Origin of the sequence: Mycobacterium sp. 852002-50816_SCH5313054-b, assembly GCF_001667185.1 — a bacterium.
Lineage (GTDB): Bacteria > Actinomycetota > Actinomycetes > Mycobacteriales > Mycobacteriaceae > Mycobacterium.
On record NZ_LZIC01000038.1, the window covers coordinates 21,783 to 41,497 of the forward strand.

Here is a 19,715-nt window from a genome sequence, read left to right on the forward strand (position 1 = left end):
GACAGCTCAGGCTATCCCATGGCTGCGGCACCCGCTCGGCGGCAGCAAACCGGCATCTACAGGCGCAGCAACCGTTCGGCGTTGCCGTGGCTGACGAGCGCCCGATCGTCGTCGCCGAGCGGCAGGCCGTCGAAAAACGCACGGGCGGCGAGCATCGACCCGAACGGGTAATCGGCCGAAAAGCACACTCGCCCAAGGCCGACCTGCGCGACCAGGTTGGCGTAAGTCGCCTCGTCGTTGAAGTTGGCGAAGGTGTAGCTCACGTTGCGCCGCAGGTAGGTGCTGACCGGGTGCCGCAGGCCGGTCAGCTCCGGTTTCAGCGTCGCGTCGAACCGCGGCAACATGAACGACGTCGCTTCCCCCATGTGCCCGATGACCAATTGCAGCTCGGGGTAACGGTCGAACACGCCGCCGAGGATCAGGCGCAGCAGGTGCGTGGCGGTGTTGATGTGCCACCCCCACCCCACCGTGGCCAGCGCGAACGTGACCTCCGGCGCAAACCCCGCGTAGCTGGCTTCGATGACCGCCGGCGGCGGGATGGTCGGGTGCAGGTAGATCGGGAGGCGCAGTTCGGCCGCCTGCGACAGGACGGGATCGAAGAACGGGTCGTCCAGGTAGCGCCCCCTGCTGTGCCCGTTGATCGCGGCACCGACGAAGCCGTGCTGGCGCACCACCCGCTCGAGTTCCTCGGCGGCCGCCTCGGGGGCGCTGATGGGCAACGCGGCAAAGCCGGCCAGCCGGTCGGGGTACCGCCCGCACGCCGCGGCGAGCTCGTCGTTGCATTCGCGGGCGAGCCGCAGGGCCTCCGGCCCGTCCAGCTGTTCGACGCCGGGTGCGGCCAGCGACAGCACCGCCACGTCGACGCCCGCCTCGTCCATCGCGGCGATGCGCCCGTCGCCGAGATCGCTGATCGGTTCGACGATGCCCGCGCGCGACGCCAGCCAGCGTCCCGGTCCGGACAGGAATTCGGTTGTGGCGTAATGCTCTTCGAGCGCGATCGTCCGCATTGGTGCCCTAGCCCGCCAGCACTCTGGTCGCGGCGCTCCAGTACGACAGCTCGTCGCGATTGGCGGCCAGCCGAATCGTTTTGGTGTAGCCGTACTCGGCCAGCGTCTCCTGCGCGTGTTCGCGCCCGAACCCGCTGTGGCCGACCCCGCCGAACCCGGTGCCGATCGAAAGGCGGTGATAGTTGTTGACGAAGACGGCGCCGGCCCGGATCCGCCGGCTCACCCGCAGCGCCCGATCGCCGTCCTGGGTGAACACCGCCGCGACCAGTCCGAACGGCGTGGCGTTGGCGATGCGCACCGCCTCGTCCTCGTCGGTGAACGGCATCAGGGTGACCACCGGGCCGAAGATCTCGTCGCGGGCCACCCGCATGGCGGGGGTCACGTCGGTCAGGACGGTCGGCGGCACGTAGAAGCCGTCGGCCAGGCGGGGATCGTCGGGCAGCGGCGCCTGGGCCGCGATGCGGGCGCCTTCGGCAACGCCGATCCGCAGGTAGTCCAGGACCTGCTTTTGCTGTTTGCGGCTGACCAGGGGCCCGACGTCGGTGGCGGGGTCGGCGCCGTCGCCCACCCGCAGCCGGCTCACCGCGGCGCACAACTTCGCCTCGAACTCCGCATACACGCTCTCCTGCACCAGGATTCGCGACGCCGCGGTGCAGGCCTCGCCCTGGTTGAAGAAGCCGCCGTCGACGGCGGCCAGCAGCGCCTGGTGCCGGTCGGCGTCGTCGAAGACCACCAGCGGGTTCTTGCCGCCGAGTTCCATCAGCGCCGGGGTGAGGTTGCCCGCCGCGGTCCGCAGCACCGCCGCGCCCGTCCGCGGCGACCCGGTGAAGGAAACCCTGCCCACCATCCGGTGCCCGGCCAGCGCGGCGCCCACCTCGCCCTTGCCGGGCACGGCCTGCACGACGCGGTCCGGCAGGACCGATTGGATCAGTTCGACCATGCGCAACACCACCGACGGCGTCTGCTCCGGCGGCTTGAGCACGACGGCGTTGCCGACGGCCAGCGCCGGCGCGACCTTCCCGGCGGTGTGGATGGGCGGCCAGTTGAACGGCACGATGCACGCGATCACCCCATACGGCTCCAGCGTCGTGACGTCCAGCACCGGGCCGTAGTCGCGGGCCTGGCTGGGCAGCGCCTCGACCAAGCCGCCGAAGTACTCGAAGATCGCGATCGCGGCTTCCACGTCGAAATTGCGCGCCTGGGTGATCGGCTTGCCCATCTCCAGTGTTTCCAGGGCGGCGATCTCGTCGGCGTGGGCGCGCAGGACCTCGGCGATCTGCCGCAGGTACCGGCCGCGCTCCCGGGCCGGGCGCCGCTTCCAGTTCAGGTGCGCGGCATGGGCGCGGCGGACGGCCTGGTCCACCTCCTCGGGCCCGGCTCCCTGGACGACGGCGACCGTCTGGCCCGTCGCCGGGTTCTCTACCACGAATTGGTCGTCGGTGGACGCCGACGACCAGCGGGTCCGGGTCCGTCTGAGACCGGGAGCTTGCACATTCATAAAGCGCACCGTCCGGTTGAGGGGATTGGATCGACGCGAGCCAATTGCGAACGTAAATTCACCCAACCGTCAGGCGCCAACGAAAATTTCTGATGGAAGCCATCACCGGCGGTGATAATTGCTCGGTGGAGCTTCGCCAGTTGGACTATTTCCTGGCTGTCGCGGACACCCTCAGCTTCACCCGCGCCGCCAAGCGGCTGCACGTCGTCCAGTCCGGGGTGTCGGCGACGATCAAGTCGCTCGAACGCGAGCTCGGCGCGGAACTCTTCGTCCGCGGCCCGGCGGGGGTGACGCTCACCGCGGCGGGACAGGAGCTGGCGCCCCATGCCCGCGCGACCCTCGAGGCCGCCCGCGCGGCCAAGGAGGCCGTCGCCGCCACGGCCGGGGCCGTCCGCGGCACCGTCCGGCTGGGGACGTTGATGTCGATCAACAACATCGACCTGCCGACGCTGCTGGCCGACCTGTACGCGCGGCATCCCGGCGTGCTGGTCCAGGTCCGCTTCGCCCGGGCCGGCTCCGCGGGCCTGGCGCAGCAACTCCGCGACGGCAACCTCGACGTCGCCCTGGTCGTCTTGCCCGACGGGCCGCCGGCCGACCTGCACACCCGACTCGTCGCCGCATTCGAGCTGCTGTTGGTCGTCCCGGTGAGCCACCCGCTGGCCGGGCGGGAGTCGGTGGCCCTGGCCGAGCTGGCCGGGATGTCGTTCGTGGACGGACCGCCGGGGTACGGCAACCGGGCGGTGGTGGACCGCGCCTTCGCCGCCGCGGGGGTGCAGCGCGCGGTCGCCCTCGAGGTCGCCGACATCGGCACGACCGCGACCCACATCCGCAACGGCATCGGGATCGGATTTCTCAGCCGGTTCATCCTCGACGAGATCGACGATTCCGGCCTGGCGACGGTCCGGATCTCCGATCAGGAGATCTGCTGGCGGCTGTACGTCGCGATGTCGGCGGCCCGCCCGGCCAGCGCGGCCACCCGCGCGGTGTTCTCGCTGATCGAGGAGATGATCGCGCCGGCTGTGCGCTGACGGCTTTGGGTGTGAGCGTCGGGTGCGATTCGGCGCGTTCTGCGACCCTCGGTGCACGCCCGAGGCCGCCGATGCACACCCCGCCGGGGGCCCCGGGAACAAGACGTACCCGCCCTCCGTTAGCATGAGCGACAAGTTGAGTGAATTAGGCTCAACCCTGGGTTGACACCGGGGAGCTCGGAAGGGCAGTCTTGAGCGGGGTTCACTCAGCATAGTGGCACCACAAATGCTCTACACAATCAGGAGGAATCACTATGGCTCGTGCGGTCGGCATCGACCTCGGGACCACCAACTCCGTCGTCTCAGTCCTCGAGGGCGGTGACCCCGTCGTCGTCGCCAACTCCGAGGGCTCGCGGACGACTCCGTCCATCGTCGCGTTCGCACGCAACGGTGAAGTGCTGGTAGGCCAGCCCGCCAAGAACCAGGCGGTGACCAACGTCGACCGCACGGTGCGGTCGGTCAAGCGGCACATGGGCACCGATTGGTCCATCGAGATCGACGGCAAGAAGTACACCGCGCAGGAGATCAGCGCCCGCGTGCTGATGAAGCTGAAGCGCGACGCCGAGGCGTACCTCGGTGAGGACATCACCGACGCGGTCATCACCGTGCCCGCCTACTTCAACGACGCCCAGCGTCAGGCCACCAAGGAAGCCGGCCAGATCGCCGGCCTCAACGTGCTGCGGATCGTCAACGAGCCGACCGCCGCGGCGCTGGCCTACGGCCTGGACAAGGGCGAGAAGGAACAGACCATCCTGGTCTTCGACCTGGGCGGCGGCACGTTCGACGTCTCGCTGCTCGAGATCGGCGAGGGCGTCGTCGAGGTCCGCGCCACCAGCGGTGACAACCACCTCGGTGGCGACGACTGGGACGACCGGGTCGTGGAGTGGCTGGTCGACAAGTTCAAGGGCACCAGCGGCATCGACCTGACCAAGGACAAGATGGCGATGCAGCGGCTGCGTGAGGCGGCCGAGAAGGCCAAGATCGAGCTCTCGAGTTCGCAGAGCACCTCGATCAACCTGCCCTACATCACCGTCGACGCGGACAAGAACCCGTTGTTCCTCGACGAGCAGCTGACCCGCGCCGAATTCCAGCGCATCACGCAGGACCTGCTGGACCGCACCCGTCAGCCCTTCCAGTCGGTGATCAAGGACGCCGGTATCTCCGTCTCCGAGATCGACCACGTGGTACTCGTGGGTGGTTCCACCCGGATGCCCGCGGTGTCCGAGCTGGTCAAGGAGATGACCGGCGGCAAGGAGCCCAACAAGGGCGTCAACCCCGACGAAGTCGTCGCGGTCGGAGCAGCTCTTCAGGCCGGTGTGCTGAAGGGTGAGGTGAAAGATGTTCTGCTGCTTGACGTTACGCCGCTGAGCCTCGGTATCGAGACCAAGGGTGGCGTGATGACCAAGCTCATCGAGCGCAACACCACGATCCCCACCAAGCGCTCGGAGACCTTCACCACGGCCGACGACAACCAGCCGTCGGTGCAGATCCAGGTCTACCAGGGTGAGCGCGAGATCGCCTCGCACAACAAGCTGCTCGGCTCCTTCGAGCTGACCGGCATCCCGCCTGCTCCGCGCGGCGTGCCCCAGATCGAGGTCACCTTCGACATCGACGCCAACGGCATCGTGCACGTCACGGCCAAGGACAAGGGCACCGGCAAGGAGAACACGATCAAGATCCAGGAGGGCTCCGGCCTGTCCAAGGAGGAGATCGACCGGATGATCAAGGACGCCGAGGCGCACGCCGAGGAGGACCGCCAGCGGCGCGAGGAGGCCGACATCCGCAACCAGGCCGAGACGCTGGTCTACCAGACGGAGAAATTCGTCGCTGAACAACGGGGTGCAGCGTCCGAGTCCGGCGGTTCGAAGGTCCCCGAGGACACGCTGAACAAGGTGGACGCCGCGGTGGCCGAAGCCAAGTCGGCGCTGGGCGGCACCGACATCTCCGCGATCAAGGCGGCGATGGAAAAGCTCGGCCAGGAGTCCCAGGCGCTCGGCCAGGCCATCTACGAGGCGACCCAGGCCGCAGGCGGCCAGCCCGGCGGTGCCGAGGCCGGCGGTCCCCAGGGCGGCTCGGCCGATGACGTGGTGGACGCGGAGGTGGTCGACGACGACCGGGAGGCCAAGTGAGCGAGGGCAACCCGGAACAGGTGACGATCACCGACAAGCGGCGGATCGACCCCGAGACCGGCGAAGTACGGCACGTCTCTCCCGGCGCAACGCCGGGAGAGGCGGCGCCGGCCGGTAAGGGTGAGGGTGCCGACAAGATCGCCGAGCTGACGGCCGACCTGCAACGGGTGCAGGCCGACTTCACCAACTACCGCAAACGGGCGCTGCGCGACCAGCAGGCCGCCGCGGACCGGGCCAAGGCCGCCGTCGTCGGCCAATTGCTGGGTGTGCTCGACGATCTCGAGCGGGCGCGCAAGCACGGCGACCTGGAATCCGGCCCGCTGAAGTCGGTGGCCGACAAGCTGGACAGCGCGCTGACGGGCTTGGGCCTGACGGCGTTCGGCGAGGAGGGCCAGGACTTCGACCCGGTGCTGCACGAGGCCGTCCAGCACGAGGGCGATGGCGCCGCCGGCTCCAAGCCGGTGATCGGCACCGTCATGCGCCAGGGCTACAAGCTGGGCGACCAGGTGCTGCGGCACGCCCTGGTCGGGGTCGTCGACACCGTCGCGGGCGACGGCGTCGAGGCGCCCACCGGCGATCCGGCCGAAACCCAACGGGCCGACACGGGCGATAACGCCGACACCGCGGGTGACTAGGCATAAAAATCACTTACGACAAATGCATAGAGAAAGGTGAAAGGGGGTGACGCGGTATGGCCCAGCGTGAATGGGTCGAAAAGGACTTCTACAAGGAGCTGGGCGTCTCCTCCGACGCCAGCCCGGAAGAGATCAAGCGCGCCTACCGCAAGCTGGCGCGCGACCTGCATCCGGACGCGAATCCCGACAACCCCGCCGCCGGTGAGCGATTCAAGGTGGTGTCGGAGGCGCACAACGTCCTCTCGGATCCGGCCAAGCGCAAGGAGTACGACGAAACCCGCCGCCTGTTCGCCGGCGGCGGCTTCGGCGGGCGCAAGTTCGACGGGGGCGGCGGCTTCAGCTTCAACGTCGGTGGTGACGGCGCCGAGTTCAACCTCAGCGACCTCTTCGACGCCGCCGGCCGCAGCGGCGGCGCCAACATCGGTGACCTGTTCGGCGGCCTGTTCGGCCGCGGCGCCGGTCCCCGCCCGAGCCGGCCGCGACGCGGCAACGACCTGGAAACCGAGACCGAGCTCGACTTCGTCGAGGCCGCCAAGGGCGTGGCGATGCCGCTGCGGCTGACCAGCCCGGCGCCGTGCACCAACTGCCACGGCAGCGGCGCGCGCCCGGGCACCAGCCCGAAGGTGTGCCCCAGCTGTAACGGCTCCGGGGTGATCAACCGCAACCAGGGCGCGTTCGGGTTCTCCGAACCCTGCACCGATTGCCGGGGCAGCGGCTCGATCATCGAGCACCCGTGCGATGAGTGCAAAGGCACCGGTGTGACCACCCGCACCCGCACCATCAACGTGCGGATCCCGCCCGGTGTCGAGGACGGGCAGCGGATCCGGCTGCCCGGGCAGGGCGAGGCCGGGCTACGCGGGGCGCCGTCGGGTGACCTGTATGTGACGGTGCACGTGCGACCGGACAAGGTGTTCGGCCGCGACGGCGACGACCTCACCGTGACCGTTCCGGTCAGCTTCACCGAATTGGCCTTGGGCTCAACGCTTTCGGTTCCCACACTGGACGGCAAGGTCGGCGTGCGGGTGCCCAAGGGCACCGCCGACGGCCGGATCCTGCGGGTGCGCGGGCGCGGCGTGCCCAAGCGGGGCGGCGGCAACGGCGACCTGCTCGTCACCGTCAAGGTGGCCGTGCCGCCGAACGTGGAGGGCGCCGCCCAGGAGGCACTGGAGGCCTACGCGGAGGCCGAGCGATCCAGTGGTTTCAATCCGCGCGCGGGATGGGCGGGTAACCGCTGATGGCCAGAGGCTCGAGGAACCCCAAGGAGGAGGCCCGGACCTTCCTGATCTCGGTGGCCGCCGAGCTGGCCGGCATGCACGCGCAGACGCTGCGCACCTACGACCGCCTCGGGCTGGTCAGCCCGAGGCGGACTTCCGGTGGGGGACGCCGTTATTCGGAGCACGATGTCGACCTCCTGCGTGAGGTGCAGCGGCTGTCGCAGGACGAGGGCGTCAACCTCGCCGGCATCAAGCGCATCATCGAGCTGACCAACCACGTGGAAGCGCTGCAGGCGCGGGTGCAGGAGCTGACCGAGGAGCTGGCGCAGGTGCGCGCCGGCCAGCGCCGAGATCTGGTCGTGGCGCCCAAGAGCACCGCCGTGGTGGTGTGGCAGCCGCGCCGAAACCGCTGATGATTGTCAATCGGCCGATCGTCGAGACTTTGCTTCATCGGTACGAACGCGAGCTGGGCGCCCAACTACGCACCTACCGCAACCACGTCTATCGCGGCATCCATTATCATCAACAGCTGCTCGGCGGTCCGATCCCCGAATTCGCCGTTCTGGCCTGGGCCGCACACGATCTCGGCATCTGGACCGCGGGCACGTTCGACTACCTGGAGCCCTCGGCCGACCTGGCGGCCGCGCACGCCGAAGAATTCGGCATCGGCAACGTCGACGCCGTGCGCACGCTGATCCTCGAACACCACCGGCTGCGGCCGTCGCACGATCATCTGGCCGAAACCTTTCGGATAGCCGACCGCATCGACGTGAGCCGTGGCGTATTGCGTGACGGGATCGGGCGCAGGGACATCCGATCCGTTGTCGCCGAGTTGCCGTATTGCGGATTCCACGCGTTCCTCGCCAAGGGCCTTACCCGCTACGCCGTCGGGCACCCGCTCCGGCCCTTTCCCATGCTGAGATGGTGAAAAGGTGTTTCCTCACACCAGAATTGAGAACTGCATAACCGCCGGCGCACCCGGGCGCGCACACCGGTAACCGCCGCGGCGCAGCGCGTCGGTCGGCGCGGTCATCGGCTCGAAGCACACCACGTCTTCGGCGAGCGGCGCGAAGATCTGCGCCGCCGGATAGCCCCGCTCGAAGTGCACCTCAAGGCGGCGGGCGCCGCCGGACACCGCGAACACCGCGCCGTCGCAGACCTGGTCGTAGGCATCGTCAAAAGCCTTGTCGCCCAGCCGTTGTTCGTTCGCCGTCTGTAACTCGGATTCTCCGGTGGGCAGGCCCCGCTCGTCGAGGCGCAGGTGCCGCAGCGGCGGGGTCTCGATCATCCACTCGCCGCGGGGAACGTCCGGCAGGCACAGGTAGGGATGGAAACCGAAGCACAGCGGAACCGTCGTGTCGCCGGTCGCGGTGACCGTGGTGCGAACGGTCAGCGCCCGTTCGGCCAGCCGCACCGTCACCGAGAGCACGTGCGGATAGGGGAAGCCGGCCAGCAACGTCGGGTCGGAGCCGAAATCGACCTCGGCGCTCAGCTCGTTCCCGGACTGCGCCGTGACCCGCCAGCCGGGGTAGGCGGCCAGGGTGCCGTGGATGGGCAGCCCGTTGGGGTCGGCGCGCACGCGGTGCTCGCCGGGCGTGAGCGTCACCGTCGCGCCCTCCGCCGTATACGTGTTGTCGCCCAACCGATTCGCCCACGGGTACAGGATCGGGATGCCCATCGTCTTGCCGGCGTCGACGTACGCGTCCAGCCCGCGCCGCTGGCCGAGCAGTTCGGTCCCCGCGTCGGTCAACGAGGTGCCGATCATGCCCGCCTCGGGCACGAACTGCGCCGCCACCGGCGAGGACGGGTCGGTCAGGGTGACGATCTGCATGGCTTACCTCGGCTCACCTGGACAATGGGTCGTGCTGGATACGTTCGGGCGGTGCCCCTTTGGCGATCAGGGCGGCCTTGGTGGCGCGGACCATCTCGGGTCCGCCGCAGATCAGGATCTGCCGGTCGCCCCAGCCGCCGTACTTGGTTACCACGTCGGGTAAGCGGCCGGTCTGGTGCACGTGCAGCCCGCGTGGCGGCGTGGGGTCGGGGTAGTCGGCGGCCCACGACGGGTCGCGGCCGTACTCCGAGACCGGAGTCACCGACAGCCACGGATTGGGCTGCGCGACCTGCCACAGCGTGGGCAGGTCGTAGAGCTCGCAGCGGTAGCGGGCGCCGAAGAACAGGTGCATCCGGGGATTCACCGCGAAGCGGGAAAGGTCCATGATCAGCGCGCGCAGCGGCGCCAGGCCGGTGCTGCCGGCGACCATCAGCACGTCCCCGCCGTCGCGGTCGACCCGCAGTCCGCCGTGCGGACTGGACAGCCGCCACCGATCGCCGGGCCGCGTTTCGTTGACGACCGCCGTACTGACCAGGCCGCCGGGCACCTGGCGGACGTGAAACTCGACTCCGCCGCCCGGATCGGCCGGGATCGCCGGGGACAGATAACGCCAGCGCCGCGGGCACTGCGGAACGTGGGCGTCGACGTATTGGCCCGGGTGATAGTCCATCGGGCGGTCGAGCTGCAGCCGGACCACGGCCAGGTCGCGCGAGACCCGCATGTGCTCGATCACCGTGCCGTCCCACCACGCGGGCCCCTCGTCGGCGTCGGCGGCACCGCTCATCACCCCGGTGATCAGGTTGAGCGACTGGTTGGCGGCCTCCTCGACGGCGTCCGTCCATGCCTGCCCGAGGTGGTCTCGAAGACTGGCATACAGCGCGCGCCGCAGCGAGTCGTAGTGGCTTGGCAGCACCCCGAATTTGCGGTGATCGCGGCCCAGCTGGGCCAGAAAGGCCACCGGCTCGGCGGCGCGCTGCTCGACCAGTTCCCCGTAGACCCAGTGCAACGCGTGCGCGAAGGCGGCTCGCTGCGCGTCCATCTCGGGCGGAAACAGGTCGCGCACCGAGGCGTCGAGGGCGAACCAGTGGGTATAGAACCGGCGGACGAGCTCGTTGTCGTCCGAGGCGAAGCCGTCGCGCAGCACCCGCAACGCATCCCGGTCCTCGAGGCTCACGGGCCCCGATTCTAGGCTCGGCGCCGACCGGCAGGCGGGTGGCGACTTAAGCCTCTACCCCGAGGTGCACAAAATCGACTAGAGTTGAGCGGAACAGACTCAACCTTGACGGCGTTGAACAACGCGACAAGCATTTTCCCCACGTGATCGAACGGAGGTGTCGTGGACTCTTTCAACCCGACTACCAAGACGCAGGCGGCCCTGACGTCGGCTTTGCAGGCGGCCTCGGCCGCGGGCAACCCCGAGATCAGGCCCGCCCACCTGCTGTTGGCGCTGCTGACGCAGAACGACGGGATCGCCGCGCCGCTGCTGGAGGCCGTCGGCGTCGAGCCCGCCACCGTCCGCGCCGAGGCGGAGCGCATCCTGGGCCAGCTGCCCCAGGCCAGCGGCGCCAGCGCGCAACCGCAGCTGTCGCGCGAATCGCTGGCCGCGATCACCACCGCCCAGCACCTGGCCACCGAGATGGACGACGAGTTCGTCTCGACCGAGCACCTGATGGTCGGGCTGGCGACGGGCGACTCCGACGTCGCCAAGCTGCTGACCGGCCACGGCGCATCGCCGCAGGCGTTGCGGGAGGCGTTCGTCAAGGTCCGCGGCAGCGCGCGGGTCACCAGCGCCGACCCGGAGGCCACCTATCAGGCGCTGGAGAAGTACTCCACCGACCTGACCGGGCGGGCCCGCGAGGGCAAACTCGACCCGGTCATCGGCCGCGATAACGAGATTCGCCGCGTCGTGCAGGTGCTGTCCCGTCGCACCAAGAACAACCCGGTGCTCATCGGTGAGCCCGGCGTCGGCAAGACCGCGATCGTGGAGGGCCTGGCGCAGCGCATCGTCGCCGGCGACGTGCCCGAGAGCCTGCGCGACAAGACCGTCATCAGCCTGGACATGGGCTCGATGGTGGCGGGCGCGAAGTACCGCGGCGAGTTCGAGGAACGGCTCAAGGCCGTCCTCGACGACATCAAGAACTCGGCCGGGCAGATCATCACCTTCATCGACGAGCTGCACACCATCGTCGGGGCCGGCGCGACCGGCGAGGGCGCGATGGACGCCGGCAACATGATCAAGCCGATGCTGGCCCGCGGCGAGCTCCGGCTGGTCGGCGCCACCACGCTCGACGAGTACCGCAAATACATCGAGAAGGACGCCGCGCTGGAGCGGCGCTTCCAGCAGGTGTTTGTCGGCGAGCCGTCGGTGGAGGACACCGTCGGCATTCTGCGTGGGCTGAAGGACCGCTACGAGGTGCACCACGGCGTGCGGATCACCGACTCGGCGCTGGTCGCCGCGGCCACGCTCTCCGATCGCTACATCACCGCGCGCTTCCTGCCGGACAAGGCCATCGACCTGGTCGACGAGGCCGCCAGCCGGCTGAAGATGGAGATCGACTCGCGGCCCGTCGAGATCGACGAGGTCGAGCGCCTGGTGCGCCGCCTCGAGATCGAGGAGATGGCGCTGGAGAAAGAAGAGGATGAGGCGTCCAAGGAGCGCCTCGACAAGCTGCGCGCGGAGTTGGCCGACCAGAAGGAAAAGCTGGCCGAGCTGACCACCAGGTGGCAGAACGAGAAGAGCGCGATCGACATCGTTCGCGAGCTCAAGGAACAGCTGGAGGCGTTGCGCGGGGAGTCCGAGCGCGCCGAGCGCGACGGCGACCTGGCCAAGGCCGCCGAGCTGCGGTACGGGCGCATCCCCGAGGTGGAGAAGAAGCTCGAGGCCGCGCTGCCGCAGGCCGAGGCCCGCGAGAACGTGATGCTCAAGGAGGAGGTCGGTCCCGACGACATCGCCGACGTGGTGTCGGCGTGGACGGGCATCCCGGCCGGACGGCTGCTGGAGGGCGAGACCGCCAAGCTGCTGCGGATGGAAGACGAGCTGGGCAAGCGCGTCGTGGGGCAGAAGAAGGCCGTGCAGGCCGTGTCCGATGCGGTCCGCCGCAGCCGCGCCGGGGTCGCCGACCCCAACCGGCCCACCGGTTCGTTCATGTTCCTGGGGCCCACCGGCGTCGGCAAGACCGAGCTGGCCAAGGCGTTGGCCGACTTCCTGTTCGACGACGACCGCGCCATGGTCCGCATCGACATGAGCGAGTACGGCGAGAAGCACTCGGTGGCCCGGCTGGTCGGTGCGCCCCCCGGCTACATCGGCTACGACCAGGGCGGTCAGCTGACCGAGGCGGTGCGCCGCCGGCCCTACACCGTCGTGCTGTTCGACGAGGTCGAGAAGGCGCACCCGGACGTGTTCGACGTGTTGCTGCAGGTGCTCGACGAGGGCCGGCTCACCGACGGACAGGGCCGCACGGTCGACTTCCGCAACGCCATCCTCATCCTGACGTCCAACCTCGGGTCGGGCGGCAACGAGGAGCAGGTGATGGCGGCGGTGCGCTCGGCGTTCAAGCCGGAGTTCATCAACCGCCTCGATGACGTGCTGATCTTCGAGGGGCTCAATCCCGAGGAGCTGGTGGAGATCGTCGACATCCAGCTCGAGCAGCTGGCCAAGCGGCTGGCGCAGCGGCGGCTGCAACTCGAGGTGTCGCTGCCGGCCAAGCGCTGGCTGGCGCAGCGCGGCTTCGACCCGGTCTACGGGGCCCGGCCGTTGCGCCGGCTCGTCCAGCACGCCATCGGCGACCAGCTGGCCAAGATGCTGCTGGCCGGCGAGGTGCACGACGGCGACGTGGTGCCCGTCAACGTCAGCCCGGACGGCGACTCGCTGGTGCTCGGCTGAGCCGGCTCGAACGTCGACTTGTTGTCGGCATTTCGCCGGAAATCGCCCAACAAGTCGACGTTCGCCGCAAAGAGAGATGGGGTTGTGACCTGGTCGGATTCTGTGTTCCGGCCAAACAGCAGATACCCTGTGTGGGATGGTTCCCCTTTGGTTCACGCTGTCCGCACTGTGCTTTGTCGGTGCGGGCGTGCTGCTGTACGTCGACATCGATCGACGCCGCGGCCGCAGCAGGCGCCGCAGGTCGTGGGCGCGCTCGCACGGCTTCGACTACGAGCGGGAATCATCCGACATCCTCAAGCGGTGGAAGCGCGGCGTGATCTCCACGGTCGGCGACGTCCCCGCCCACAACGTCGTGCTGGGCCAGATCCGCGGCGAGGCGGTGTACATCTTCGACCTCGAGGAGGTCGCCACCGTGATCGCGCTGCACCGCAAGGTCGGCACCAACGTCGTGGTGGACCTGCGGCTCAAAGGGCTCAAAGAGCCACGGGAGAGCGATATTTGGCTGCTGGGCGCCATCGGCCCGCGGATGGTGTACTCCACCAACCTCGACGCCGCGCGCCGGGCCTGCGACCGCCGCATGGTCACCTTCGCGCACACCGCACCCGACTGCGCCGAGATCATGTGGAACGAGCAGAACTGGACGCTGGTCGCGATGCCGATCGCCAGCACGCGCACCCAGTGGGACGAGGGGCTGCGCACGGTCCGCCAGTTCAACGACCTGCTGCGGGTGTTGCCACCGATGCCCCAGGAGACCCCCGCCGAGACGGGATCGCCTGCGGGACTTCGCAATGCGGCCCCGAGTCGTCCCCTGGCGCCCGCCGCGCGGGCGGAGTTACCGGCCCGGCGCTCCGGGCAGGACGTGTCGGGGCTGCTCGGTGACGCGGCCCGCCGCGACCCCGAGCCGCTGCGGCGCGACGAGGCTCGCACGGAATCCCTTCGCCGCCCGCCGCCCACCGGCCGCAACGGCCACCAGGCCTCCAACCACCCGCGCTGACGGCGCGCGGGGTGGTGCGGGGACGCCGCCATAATCGCTAGCTTCCCGTCATTACACTGTCGCTCATGCCTCGCCCCGTAGCCCTGATTTGGCTCGAGGTCGACGACGTCGTCACCAAGGGCCTGGCCGACGCCGGCGGCAAGGCGATCGTCACCGCCGGGCGGCTGATCCCGCGGCGGCTGGCCCGGGCCGTGACCCGGCGATTAGGGGGCGGTCGTGGGCGAAGCTGACCCGCGCGAGGAGCTGGCCGGGCTGGTGCGCCGGCTGTCGGTGGTGCACGGCCGGGTGACGCTGTCGTCGGGCAAGGAGGCCGACTACTACGTCGACCTGCGTCGCGCCACCCTGCACCACCGGGCCTCCGCGCTGATCGGCGTGCTGATGCGCGACCTCACCGCCGACTGGGACTACGCCGTCGTCGGCGGCCTGACCCTGGGCGCCGATCCCGTCGCGACGGCCATCATGCACGCGCCCGGGCGCCCGATCGACGCATTCGTCGTGCGCAAGTCGGCCAAAGCCCATGGGCTGCAACGCCTGATCGAGGGCTCCGAGGTCACTGGCCGGCGGACCCTGGTGGTGGAGGACACCAGCACTACGGGCAACTCGGCGCTGACGGCGGTGCGCGCGGTTCAGGAAGCGGGCGGCGAGGTGATCGGCGTGGCCACCGTGGTGGACCGCGCCACCGGCGCGGCCGAGGCCATTGAGGCCGAGGGCTTTTCGTACCGCAGCCTGCTGGGTCTGGCCGATCTGGGGCTGGGCTAGGCCGCGGGCGGTATGCGCAGTTTCATCGCGTTTGTTGCGGCCGCTGTCATCGCAGGCTGCCTGGTGGGGTGCTCGAGCTCCAACCAACCCGTCCGGCCCTACGGCGCCCAAGGCGTGCGGCTGGGCGAATCGCTTGCGCTGCTGGGCTGGAACATGGCGGTGTCCAACCTGCGCTGGGACGGCGACTACGTGTTGGTCGACGTCGACGCCTCGCCGGCGGATCCGAAGGCGCCGCACGCCAAGCCCGAGGACATCCGCTTCGGGCTCTACGGCGCGCTGGCGCACCCGATGGAGGCGACCGGTGTGGGCAGCTGTGACGACGCGATGGCCAGCGTGCACGACATCCAGCACGCGCTTGCCGCGCCCCCCGATCGGCTCACGGGCACGGTTTGCCTTGGGCCGCTTAAGGATCGGAGCCAGGTACGGGGCGTGTACGGCTACTCGCCGCGCGACCGGATCCCGAACACGTCGGCGGCCTACCCGGCGGCGTTTCCGGTCGGCCTGCCGCCGACGAACGGCAACGACACCGGCCTGGTCGTCAAGACCGTCAGCCTGTCGGCGTGGCGCGCCGACGGCGCCCCGGTGACCAAGGCTCAGCTCGGCGACCCGGCCGCGTTCAACGGCAACGGCTTCATGCTGCTGGGGCTGGAGGCCACCGCCCTCTCGGACCGGTACCGCGACGACTCCGCCAAGCGCGGCGGGCCGCTGATGCTGCTCGCGTCGCCGACGCTGCCGGGCCGGGGCCTGAACCCGGCGTGTGCGACGTACGGGTCGTCGGTGCTGATCCTGCCCGACGCGTCGCTGGATTCGGTGCACGTCAACGCGTCGCTGTGCACCCAGGGCGAGATCAACGAGGCGCTGCTGTACGCGACGGTGGCGGTCGACGGCACGCACGCCGGGGTGTGGACGCAGCGATGAGCGGACCCGGGCCCACCGAATGGGGAACGACGGCAGGCGGCGTCGGGCCCTGGCCTGGCGACCCGCCCGACGACCCTCGCTACGACCCGAACCTGTTGCGCGACGGCGACACTCGCAACGTCGTCGACGCCTACCGGTATTGGACCCGGGAAGCGGTCATCGCCGACATCGACCGGCGCCGCCATCGGTTGCACGTGGCGATCGAAAACTTCGGCCACGACGCCAACATCGGCTCGGTGGTGCGCACCGCCAACGCCTTCGCGGTCCACACCGTGCACATCGTCGGGCGGCGGCGCTGGAATCGCCGCGGCGCCATGGTGACCGACCGCTATCAGCGGCTGTGCCACCACGACAGCACCGCCGAGTTGCTGGAATTCGCCGCGACCGCCGGCCTGACCGTGGTCGCCGTCGACAACGTCCGCGGCGCGGCGCGGCTGGAGGAGACGGCCCTGCCGCGGGACTGCCTGCTGGTGTTCGGTCAGGAGGGCCCGGGCATCACCGACGACATCCGGGGCGGCGCGGCGCTGACGGTGTCGATCGCCCAGTTCGGCTCCACGCGCAGCATCAACGCCGGGGTGGCCGCCGGGATCGCGATGCACGCCTGGATTCGCCAGCACGCGGACCTGTCGCGCGCCTGGTAGGCGGCCTCTCAATGTGAAGTGACGGCTTCCCGTGTGTACACACGGCGGGATTTCGACGATTTTTTCGCCCTGGATTCACGCCGAAAGCCCTAGGCGCACACTTAACTCCACAGCGTCACATGCACTTTCGGGCGGAACCGCGTCACGCCGACGCCGGAGCCGCGGATCATCGCCTGCGTGCACCTCGGGGTGGTGATGAAGCGGACCAGCTCGGACACGGCGGGCTGGCGCACCGAGGGGGCCAGCGTCGCCGCTCCCCACTCGCCGGACCGGTCCAGGCCCGGGCCCGACACGTGGGTCAACCGCCCGGCCGCCAGATCCTTCGCGACGGCGAAACCGATCGTCAAGCCGACGCCGCCGACCCGCTGCACCTCCTCGAGGGCGGCGGCGTCGCTTTGGAAGATCCGCTGCTGTGACTCCGGAATGGCCAAGCCGCGCAACATGTGTGCGGTCTCACCGTCGACGCTCCCCGCCGACGGGCCGAGCATCCACTGCTGCTGGCGCAGCAGCGCCGGCGCCGGAATCCCCACCGCCACCGGGCTGTTCGGCGCGGCGACGGCGATGATCTGATATTTGAGGAAGGGTCGCACGAAGATCGTGTCGTCGGGCGCGATCGAGCTTTCGCTCACCGGGCCGATCGCGATGTCGACGGCGCGCGAGCAGATCAGGTCGCGGAACCGGCTCGTCGGATGCACGCTCAGCTCCACCGACAGGTCGTTGGCCCTCGACGAGAACAGCTCGATCAGCCCCGGCGCGGCATGTTCGGCGAACGCGGTGGACGCGGCGATCCGCAGCAGCCGGCGGCCGTGGGCGGCCTCGGTGACCTCGATCGCGGTTTGTCGCTGCAGCCCGAGGATTTCGACCGCGCGGCTGGCCAGCCGCAACCCGCCGGGCGTGAAAGCCAGCCCCGCGCCCGTCCTGGTGAACAGCGGGTCGTCGAGCTCCTTGCGCAGGGAGGTCACCAGCATCGAGATGCCGGCGTCGGAAACACCCAGCTCCGCCGCGGCGGCCCGCACCGAACCCAGGCGGACCACCGCCGAATAGGCCCTAAGTTGAGCCGGAGTCACGCCATGAGCCTACTTTGAGAGAGTGCGTGACGTGCTTGCCCAGCTGGTGTCGACCTGGCGTGCCGGCGACACCGCGGGGCTCGGGACGGTGGTTCGGACCTTCCGGTCCGCGCCGCGTCCGGCGGGGGCCTCGATGGTGGTGGCGGCCGACGGGACGGTGGCCGGGTCGGTGTCGGGTGGCTGCGTGGAGGGCGCGGTGTACGAGGTCGCGACCGAGGTGGCGAAGACGGGCACCCCACGGCTGGAGCGCTACGGCGTCAGCGACGGCGACGCGTTCGCCGTCGGGCTGACGTGCGGCGGGATCATCGACGTCTTCGTCGAGCCGATTTCGCGGGCGACGTTCCCCGAGCTCGGCGCCGTCGCCGACGACATCGGCGAGAACCGTCCCGTCGCGATCGCGACCGTCATCGCCCACCCGGACGCGGGGTGGGTGGGGCGGCGGGTCGTGGTCCGGGCCGACCCCAAGAGCCCCGTCGCGGGATCGCTGGGTTCGGCGCGCGCCGACGCGGCGGTCGCCGACGACGCGCGCGGCCTGCTGGCGGTGGGCCGCAGCGACGTGCTCAAGTACGGGCCCGACGGGCAGCGCCTCGGCGACGGCATGGAGGTGTTCGTCTCCAGCTTCGCGCCGCGCCCGCGGATGTTGGTGTTCGGCGCCATCGACTTCGCCGCCGCCCTCGCTCAGCAGGGCTCCTTTCTCGGCTACCGGGTCACCGTCTGCGACGCCCGCGAGGTCTTCGCCACGCCGGTGCGCTTCCCGACGGCCGACCACGTCGTCGTCGATTGGCCGCACCGCTACCTGACCGCCCAGGCGCAGGCGGGCGCCATCGACGAGAACACGGTGATCTGCGTGCTCACCCACGACCCGAAGTTCGACGTCCCCGTGCTGGAGGTGGCGCTCAGGCTGCCCCGGGTCGGATACGTCGGCGCGATGGGATCGCGCCGCACCCACGACGACCGGATGAGCCGGCTTCGCGCCGCGGGGCTGACCGACGCCGAACTGGGCCGGCTGTCCAGCCCGATCGGGCTGGATCTCGGCGCCCGCACCCCCGAGGAGACGGCGGTGTCGATCGCCGCCGACATCATCGCCAAGCGCTGGGGCGGCGGGGGCCGCCCGCTGACCGAGACCGCCGGGAGAATCCACCACGACGCGCCGGACCCGCAGGTAACGGGCGAGTTCAGGGATTACTTAACTCGCTATTGACGCCCATGTCAGCGGGGCTGACACTGCTGCAATGCAAGTACCCGGACCCTTCGAATACGAACGTGCAACCAGCGTCGACCACGCCGTCGGGCTGCTGGATCGGCTGGGGGAGGGGGCCCGGGTGATCGCGGGCGGGCACAGCCTGCTGCCGATGATGAAGCTGCGCATCGCCAACCCGGAATACCTCATCGACATCAACGACCTGGCACCCGAGCTCGGATACGTGATCACCGATCCGACCCTGGTGCGCATCGGCGCCATGACCCGCCACCGCGAGATCCTCGAGTCCGACACCCTGGTCGCCGTGTGCCCGATCTTCCGGGACGCCGAACGGGTGATCGCCGACCCGGTGGTCCGCAATCGCGGCACCCTGGGCGGCTCGCTGTGCCAGGCGGATCCGGCCGAGGACCTGGTGACGGTGTGCAGCGTGCTGGACGCGGTGTGCCTGGCCCGCGGGCCCTCGGGCGAACGCGAAATACCGATCGACGAGTTCGTCGCCGGGCCCTACGAGACCACCCTGGCGCACAACGAGATCCTGGTCGAGGCCCGAATCCCGGTGCGGCTCAATACCTCCAGCGCCTACGCCAAGGTGGAGCGGCGCGTGGGGGACTGGGCGGTGACGGCGGCCGGGGCGACCGTCACGCTGGACGGCACCGAAATCGTGGCCGCGCGCGTGGGCCTCACGGCGGTCAACCCCGACCCGGGCGCGCTGGCCGAGCTCGCGGCTGCCCTGGTCGGCCGGCCGGCCACCGAGGAGACGTTCGCCGAGGCGGGCCACCGCGCGGCCGAGGCCTGCGATCCGGCGACCGACGTGCGCGGCACCGCGGAGTACAAGCGGCACTTGGCCTCCGAACTGACGATCCGCACGCTGCGCACCGCTGCCGAGCGGGTGCGCGGACAAAGGAGCTGA

At 69.9% G+C, this 19,715-nt stretch carries 19 protein-coding genes; 14 read left to right on the forward strand and 5 right to left on the reverse strand.

Annotated elements, in window-relative coordinates; all coding sequences use genetic code 11:
- Positions 1–56 precede the first annotated feature (56 nt).
- Entirely contained in the window at positions 57–1,007 is a 951-nt protein-coding gene (locus A5787_RS07190) for an amidohydrolase family protein (protein WP_066963767.1), read from the reverse strand.
- Positions 1,008–1,014: 7 nt separating this feature from the next.
- On the reverse strand, positions 1,015–2,505 hold the full coding sequence (locus tag A5787_RS07195; protein ID WP_066963770.1) for an aldehyde dehydrogenase: 1,491 nt from the start codon (positions 2,503–2,505) through the stop codon (positions 1,015–1,017).
- Between the two features lie 92 nt (positions 2,506–2,597).
- Between A5787_RS07195 and A5787_RS07200 the strand changes: the two genes are divergently transcribed.
- From A5787_RS07200 to A5787_RS07225, 6 genes are all read left to right on the forward strand, one after another.
- Positions 2,598–3,533 carry a LysR family transcriptional regulator gene (locus A5787_RS07200; RefSeq protein ID WP_231993878.1) on the forward strand — a complete coding sequence of 312 codons (936 nt, stop codon included), beginning with the start codon at positions 2,598–2,600 and terminating at the stop codon, positions 3,531–3,533.
- Between the two features lie 254 nt (positions 3,534–3,787).
- Positions 3,788–5,662: a molecular chaperone DnaK gene (dnaK, locus tag A5787_RS07205; protein ID WP_066963773.1), complete on the forward strand. Its 1,875-nt coding sequence runs from the start codon at positions 3,788–3,790 to the stop codon at positions 5,660–5,662.
- Positions 5,659–6,297: a nucleotide exchange factor GrpE gene (gene grpE / locus A5787_RS07210; RefSeq protein ID WP_066963776.1), complete on the forward strand. Its 639-nt coding sequence runs from the start codon at positions 5,659–5,661 to the stop codon at positions 6,295–6,297. Before dnaK ends, grpE begins: the two co-directional genes overlap by 4 nt.
- A gap of 56 nt (positions 6,298–6,353) precedes the next feature.
- Complete coding sequence (dnaJ, locus tag A5787_RS07215) at positions 6,354–7,532, forward strand: molecular chaperone DnaJ (RefSeq protein WP_066963779.1); 1,179 nt, start codon at positions 6,354–6,356, stop codon at positions 7,530–7,532.
- A complete protein-coding gene (locus A5787_RS07220) occupies positions 7,532–7,924 on the forward strand; it encodes a heat shock protein transcriptional repressor HspR (RefSeq protein ID WP_066963782.1) in 393 nt (130 codons plus the stop codon). Before dnaJ ends, A5787_RS07220 begins: the two co-directional genes overlap by 1 nt.
- Positions 7,924–8,439, forward strand: coding sequence for a hypothetical protein (locus A5787_RS07225; protein WP_066964015.1), 516 nt, complete (start codon positions 7,924–7,926; stop codon positions 8,437–8,439). Before A5787_RS07220 ends, A5787_RS07225 begins: the two co-directional genes overlap by 1 nt.
- Before the next feature lie 12 nt (positions 8,440–8,451).
- On the opposite strand, the gene A5787_RS07230 is transcribed toward A5787_RS07225, so the two are convergent.
- Positions 8,452–9,342 carry an aldose 1-epimerase gene (locus A5787_RS07230; RefSeq protein ID WP_066963786.1) on the reverse strand — a complete coding sequence of 297 codons (891 nt, stop codon included), beginning with the start codon at positions 9,340–9,342 and terminating at the stop codon, positions 8,452–8,454.
- 13 nt (positions 9,343–9,355) lie between these two features.
- Positions 9,356–10,516, reverse strand: coding sequence for an FAD-binding oxidoreductase (locus A5787_RS07235; RefSeq protein ID WP_066963789.1), 1,161 nt, complete (start codon positions 10,514–10,516; stop codon positions 9,356–9,358).
- Between the two features lie 162 nt (positions 10,517–10,678).
- Between A5787_RS07235 and clpB the strand changes: the two genes are divergently transcribed.
- The 6 genes from clpB (at position 10,679) to A5787_RS07260 (ending at position 16,537) form a co-directional block, all read left to right on the forward strand.
- Complete coding sequence (clpB, locus tag A5787_RS07240) at positions 10,679–13,225, forward strand: ATP-dependent chaperone ClpB (RefSeq protein ID WP_066963792.1); 2,547 nt, start codon at positions 10,679–10,681, stop codon at positions 13,223–13,225.
- Positions 13,226–13,361: 136 nt separating this feature from the next.
- Positions 13,362–14,219, forward strand: coding sequence for a trehalose monomycolate transport factor TtfA (gene ttfA / locus A5787_RS07245; protein ID WP_066963795.1), 858 nt, complete (start codon positions 13,362–13,364; stop codon positions 14,217–14,219).
- 65 nt (positions 14,220–14,284) lie between these two features.
- Positions 14,285–14,449 (forward strand): hypothetical protein, encoded by a 165-nt coding sequence (locus A5787_RS27245; RefSeq protein WP_156763808.1) that lies wholly within the window; start codon positions 14,285–14,287, stop codon positions 14,447–14,449.
- Complete coding sequence (gene pyrE / locus A5787_RS07250; protein WP_066963797.1) at positions 14,436–14,978, forward strand: orotate phosphoribosyltransferase; 543 nt, start codon at positions 14,436–14,438, stop codon at positions 14,976–14,978. Before A5787_RS27245 ends, pyrE begins: the two co-directional genes overlap by 14 nt.
- Positions 14,979–14,990: 12 nt before the next feature.
- Positions 14,991–15,896 (forward strand): hypothetical protein, encoded by a 906-nt coding sequence (locus tag A5787_RS07255; RefSeq protein WP_066963800.1) that lies wholly within the window; start codon positions 14,991–14,993, stop codon positions 15,894–15,896.
- Positions 15,893–16,537: an RNA methyltransferase gene (locus A5787_RS07260; RefSeq protein ID WP_066963803.1), complete on the forward strand. Its 645-nt coding sequence runs from the start codon at positions 15,893–15,895 to the stop codon at positions 16,535–16,537. Before A5787_RS07255 ends, A5787_RS07260 begins: the two co-directional genes overlap by 4 nt.
- Before the next feature lie 101 nt (positions 16,538–16,638).
- On the opposite strand, the gene A5787_RS07265 is transcribed toward A5787_RS07260, so the two are convergent.
- The gene (locus A5787_RS07265; protein WP_066963806.1) at positions 16,639–17,604 is read right to left on the reverse strand and encodes a LysR family transcriptional regulator; all 966 of its coding nucleotides are present in this window, start codon (positions 17,602–17,604) and stop codon (positions 16,639–16,641) included.
- 22 nt (positions 17,605–17,626) lie between these two features.
- Here A5787_RS07265 and A5787_RS07270 point away from each other — a divergent pair, with 22 nt between their 5' ends.
- Complete coding sequence (locus tag A5787_RS07270; protein WP_066963809.1) at positions 17,627–18,805, forward strand: XdhC family protein; 1,179 nt, start codon at positions 17,627–17,629, stop codon at positions 18,803–18,805.
- 31 nt (positions 18,806–18,836) lie between these two features.
- The gene (locus A5787_RS07275; RefSeq protein ID WP_066963811.1) at positions 18,837–19,715 is read left to right on the forward strand and encodes a xanthine dehydrogenase family protein subunit M; all 879 of its coding nucleotides are present in this window, start codon (positions 18,837–18,839) and stop codon (positions 19,713–19,715) included.